This is a genomic window from Micromonospora sp. NPDC049366, from assembly GCF_044466625.1.
GTDB lineage: Bacteria > Actinomycetota > Actinomycetes > Mycobacteriales > Micromonosporaceae > Micromonospora.
Genome location: NZ_JBITMV010000028.1, coordinates 15,554 through 19,901 on the forward strand (window position 1 = coordinate 15,554; position 4,348 = coordinate 19,901).

Below are 4,348 nucleotides of genomic sequence, written 5' to 3' on the forward strand. Positions count from 1 at the left end.
CCGAAACCATCACCGCCTTCTGACCCACCCCCCCCCCCCCCCCCCGCCGGGGGCGCCCCCCCCCCCCCCCCCGCCCCCCCCCCCCCCCCCCCCCCCCCCCCCCCCGACCCGTGCTTGAGGGGGTCGGCCCGAACGAGAGAAGTCGACCGCATAGGTGCGGGTGCGGGCTCTCCGGCGGGCCGTTGACCAAGCGTGGCGAGCGGGACCGGACGGTCCAGGGAAAACTCGCCCTCTCGATGATCTGGCGGCCCACGGCGTCGCTGTTCACAAGGTAAGGTGTAAGCACTCACCCTTCGCGATCGCCGATTCGCCACGGCATTGAATGGACTTCAGGGTCCCATTCAACCCCTGATAATCCGCGCCCGCTGGATACACTTGACGGATGAGCGACGAGCAGGTGGCTGCGCCGACGAATAGGCGCAGGATCAGCCAACGGGGCATCGCCACGCGAGAGCGAATCCTCGAGGCGGCAAATCGGCTGATGCTCGTACGCGGAGTGAACGCGACAACCCTCGACGACGTCCGCGAGGCAAGCCAGACGAGCAAGTCTCAGCTTTACCACCACTTCGCCGACAAGCAGGACCTCGTGCGCGCGTTGGTCAAATATCGAGGCGCGCTCGTGCTTCAGCGCGAGCGGGCAGGGCTCGAACGACTGAGATCGTTCTCAGGGCTGGTCCGGTGGCGTAACGCGCTGGTCCAGGCCAACTCGCTGAACAACGGCAAATACGGGTGCGGCCTCGGGTCGATGGCTGTCGAGCTGTCCGACCAGGATGAGCAGGCTCGATCGTCCCTGTCGGAGACGTTTGCGGCATGGGAGAAGCTGATCAGCGATGGTCTGCACCGGATGCGCGACAGCGGCGTGCTGCGCCAGGACGCCGACCCGGAGAAGCTGGCCACAGGGTTGATGGCCGCCCTGCAAGGCGGCTACCTGCTGGCGAACGCCGCGCACGACGTCGCACCCATGGAAGTCGCGCTGGACATGGCACTGGAACACATCAAGTCGTTCCTCGTGGAGCCGTCCGATCAGCCGGCCCGTTGATCGACCCCTGTCGTGATCAGGCCGCTCACGGGCGGGTGTGAGGACCTCCGCTCCTTGACGGACCTTTTCGGTCCACTTCCGTGCTTGACGCAGACGGGCATCCGCCAGCCCGGTCGGCCGCCGAGGCAGCGGCTACTCAAGGCAACTTCTGGCAGATGCACGACCTGCTGCTCGACCACCCGACCGTACGCCCGAGCACGTCGCCACGGACGTCGGCGCAGTACCACCTATCGTGGCGCGCCCAGTTCCCCCTTGGCGCCGCTGCGGACAAGCCACAGGGTTGGCGGCCAGGCGGCGAAGAAGCCGATGATCAACCCGATCTGAACGATGAGCCAGAACACCGGACTACTGGGCTTCAGGGTCTCGTGGAACACCACGAACTCCATGAACGCCAGCCAACCCAGCAGAGCGAACTCGAAGACGGACACGCTCAGCAGGTCTCCCCTGAAGAACCTCCGCACCGCGGCCCGCACTCTCCGGCCGCCCGGGCCGACCTCGGTGAAGTAGCGGAATGCGACGCCGATCAGCACAGCGGCAACGTAATCAGCGATGAATTCGGGCCACAATCGCTTGTCCGATATTTCGAGGCTTAACCAGAAGACGATGAGGGTGCCGACGACGGCACCCATGACGCAGTGCGTCGCGCAATGAAGGGTTTCGATTATCGTGGCAGCATGTCGCGGCGTCCGGGGCCGGGCGCGGTGCCGCCTCAGCCACCGCGGAGACTGGGGCCTACCCCACTGCCGGTAGGCCAGGACGGCTGCTGGGCCGAAGTAGAGGGCGCTCGCCGGCCAGACGATCTCCATGACCTTGGCCGGCTGCCGATATCGCAGCACGAAGTGATCGACAACGATGACGAGGGCACTGGCTGAGCCCCCGAGGAGCGCAGCCCACGAGAGCACCACGAGCCATGTCGGTTGCAGGACGCCTCCTCTGCATCCCGGGCCACTCGAGGGGCCCGAGCCGCCTACCGTCTCGTCGGCGCGCCGCGGGAGACCCGGTCGAGCCGGCCCACCGTCTTCTGAATCACGACGTACGCGGGCCGGCCAGCAGGGCGGCCGCGCGCAGCGACTCGGCGGCTGTCAGGACGGCAGCGCCGAGCAGCACTGTGTCTTTCAACAGGAATTGCCCCAGCTGAGAGAGGCTCAGGGTCCCCTCCCCCTTCTGCCGCGCCTCCGGCGTCGTGGCCAGGAAGCTGAGCGTGGTGAGGAACATCCCGATCGCCCCGAAGCTACCGATCGCCGACGCTCTGGGGGCGAACGGCTTGGCGGCAATCAAAGCGCCCACGCCGATCTCCGTGACCCCGATGAGTCGGTTGAGCCGCTGTGCGCCCAGCCTCACGCGGAACCGCGAGAACAGCGGACTCGAGGTGACCAGGGGCTCGTCGTTCTGGACCTCGTACGGCTTGAACTTGAGAGCACCGATCCACACGATGTTCGTGACCAGTGCGCAACGCAGGACCGAGAAGCCTACGGAGGCGAGGTCGTCGGCGGAGGTCTGTCGGGTGCCCATCGCTCGCTCCTCGTGCGCTGTGTCGACGGTCGGCGTGCTGGGCCCTTACCCGCTATGACCAGCCACACGCAGCTGCCGGGGATCCCGATGCGGCTGTCCACGAAGCGGGGCGTCTCCACCACTGGTGCGGTCGTTGGGACCTACAGGAGGTCATCTCTTGGATACCAGGATCCGGAACGTCAGACTGGACGCCACGTCAAATGAACCACTCACGGCTCTGGCGAATGCCGGGGCCGCGGCCTTCGGCCATACCGCCACACTCCAGGTGGACCGGGCCCTGGCCCAGCTTCTGCGGTTACGCGTCGCGCAGATCAACAATTGCAGCTATTGCCTTCTGGTGCACCACGCAGCCGCCCGCACCGCCGACATTCCGCCGCCCAAGATCGAGACCCTCACCGCGTGGTGGGAGACGCGCGTGTTCTCCGAAGCGGAGCAAGCCGCGCTGGCCTATGCCGAGGCGTTGACCCGGGCCGCAGACGTCACCGCCAACAACCGGTTCCAGGAGGCACACGACAGGATGGCCGCGCACTTCACGGAGGACGAGATCCTGGAGATCGTCGGCGTCGTCATCAACATGAACATATGGACGCGGCTCAAGCTCGTCGAGGGCGCCATGCCCACGACGACGCCGTCCGTATGAGCGGACACCCAACGCCGTCATCAGGGCAGGCCGATGTCCCGGATAGCTGACCTCGTCGAACTGCCCGTCGCATCGCACCTCGCACGGCGATGCACCCCATCACAACGGGTGACATAGACGATCTCACATGAGCTGATAGGCTGCTCCCGCCTACCCCTGGGAGAGACACCGAAGTGAAGAAACTGTCTAGCGTCGCATCCGTGCTCGCGCTCGCTGCTGGAATCGCCGTTGCCCCGGCAGCGTCTGCCTACGCCGCTACGGACAGGAGTGGGGCGGAACGGCTGAGCATCCCGAACAGCAGCGCGTGCAAGGCGGGTCGCACGGTCATGCAAGGCATGGTGGCGGGGCCAGGTGGCCAGCTCTACATCATTTTCACCAAGGCCGCCGGCGCGGAGCCTGTCCTGTCGAGGTGGTTGCGCGACGGCTCAACCTGGGACGGCGCCAGCTGGGTCTGCGCGGGGGCACCCACCTCCATTCCCACACTCGGTCACGGCAACGACCTCGCCTACAACGCGAACTATCTGGGCCAGGGCCCGGCCCTGATCGCCACCCAAGGGAGCCAGTCCGCGTTCCTGAGCGACAAGGTGACAGTCGTGCGCCTGAACGCCGACGGGTCGGTTGGCACCACCAGCGAGGTGCGGCTGCCGATCGGCAACATCAGCGGCCTCTGCTACAGCGCGACGGCTGCGGGCGGAGCCGGCAGGTACGCCGCCCGACGGCTGGGTAGCCTGTGGACCCATCCCGGCGCCGGCGCGCTGACGAGCGGATGGACGCTGGTGAAGAGCAACCTGACGAGTCACGATAATCGTTCCGACCAGGGCATCGACTGCTCTGAGAATTACATCTGGAACACCAAGTCGATCAACACCTCGACCCCCGACACCGGCTGGAACTGGGTGTACCAGTACAACTGGTCCGGCGGCGATGTCGAGAGCGACATCGGAATCCCGGGGAACAACTTGACCGACGAAATCGAAGACGTCACCCACGTGGGAAGCGAGTTCTTCGTCGGCATCAACCGGAACGACGGGCTGGCCGACTCCGTGAAAGTGCTCATCGAATAGATGTGAGCGGCCGCGGGGGGGGGGGGGGGGGGGGGGGGGGGGGGGGGGGGGGCCGGGGGGGGGGGGCGCCGAAGCCGCCGAGCCACCAACCGC

Annotated in this window: 5 protein-coding genes; 3 read left to right on the forward strand and 2 right to left on the reverse strand. The window is 66.7% G+C overall.

Annotation, left to right across the window (positions count from 1 at the left end):
- Positions 1-382: 382 nt before the first annotated feature.
- Positions 383-1,039: a TetR/AcrR family transcriptional regulator gene (locus ACIBTV_RS29425; protein WP_396710116.1), complete on the forward strand. Its 657-nt coding sequence runs from the start codon at positions 383-385 to the stop codon at positions 1,037-1,039.
- A 227-nt stretch (positions 1,040-1,266) separates the two neighbouring features.
- Here ACIBTV_RS29425 and ACIBTV_RS29430 read toward each other — a convergent pair whose 3' ends face one another.
- Together ACIBTV_RS29430 and ACIBTV_RS29435 are read right to left on the reverse strand one after the other, a co-directional pair.
- Positions 1,267-1,845, reverse strand: a complete 579-nt coding sequence (locus ACIBTV_RS29430) for a DUF4396 domain-containing protein (RefSeq protein WP_396710145.1) — start codon at positions 1,843-1,845, stop codon at positions 1,267-1,269.
- 220 nt (positions 1,846-2,065) lie between these two features.
- Positions 2,066-2,551, reverse strand: coding sequence for a YkgB family protein (locus ACIBTV_RS29435; RefSeq protein ID WP_396710118.1), 486 nt, complete (start codon positions 2,549-2,551; stop codon positions 2,066-2,068).
- A gap of 265 nt (positions 2,552-2,816) precedes the next feature.
- Here ACIBTV_RS29435 and ACIBTV_RS29440 point away from each other — a divergent pair, with 265 nt between their 5' ends.
- A complete protein-coding gene (locus ACIBTV_RS29440) occupies positions 2,817-3,191 on the forward strand; it encodes a carboxymuconolactone decarboxylase family protein (protein WP_396710120.1) in 375 nt (124 codons plus the stop codon).
- A 200-nt stretch (positions 3,192-3,391) separates the two neighbouring features.
- Positions 3,392-4,255, forward strand: coding sequence for a hypothetical protein (locus ACIBTV_RS29445; protein WP_396710122.1), 864 nt, complete (start codon positions 3,392-3,394; stop codon positions 4,253-4,255).
- Positions 4,256-4,348: the final 93 nt, after the last annotated feature.

Coding starts and splice junctions, on each gene's coding strand:
- ACIBTV_RS29425 (WP_396710116.1), top strand. CDS start 383: ATGAGCGACGAGCAGGTGGCTGCGCCGACGAATAGGCGCAGGATCAGC.
- ACIBTV_RS29430 (WP_396710145.1), bottom strand. CDS start 1,845: ATGGAGATCGTCTGGCCGGCGAGCGCCCTCTACTTCGGCCCAGCAGCC.
- ACIBTV_RS29435 (WP_396710118.1), bottom strand. CDS start 2,551: ATGGGCACCCGACAGACCTCCGCCGACGACCTCGCCTCCGTAGGCTTC.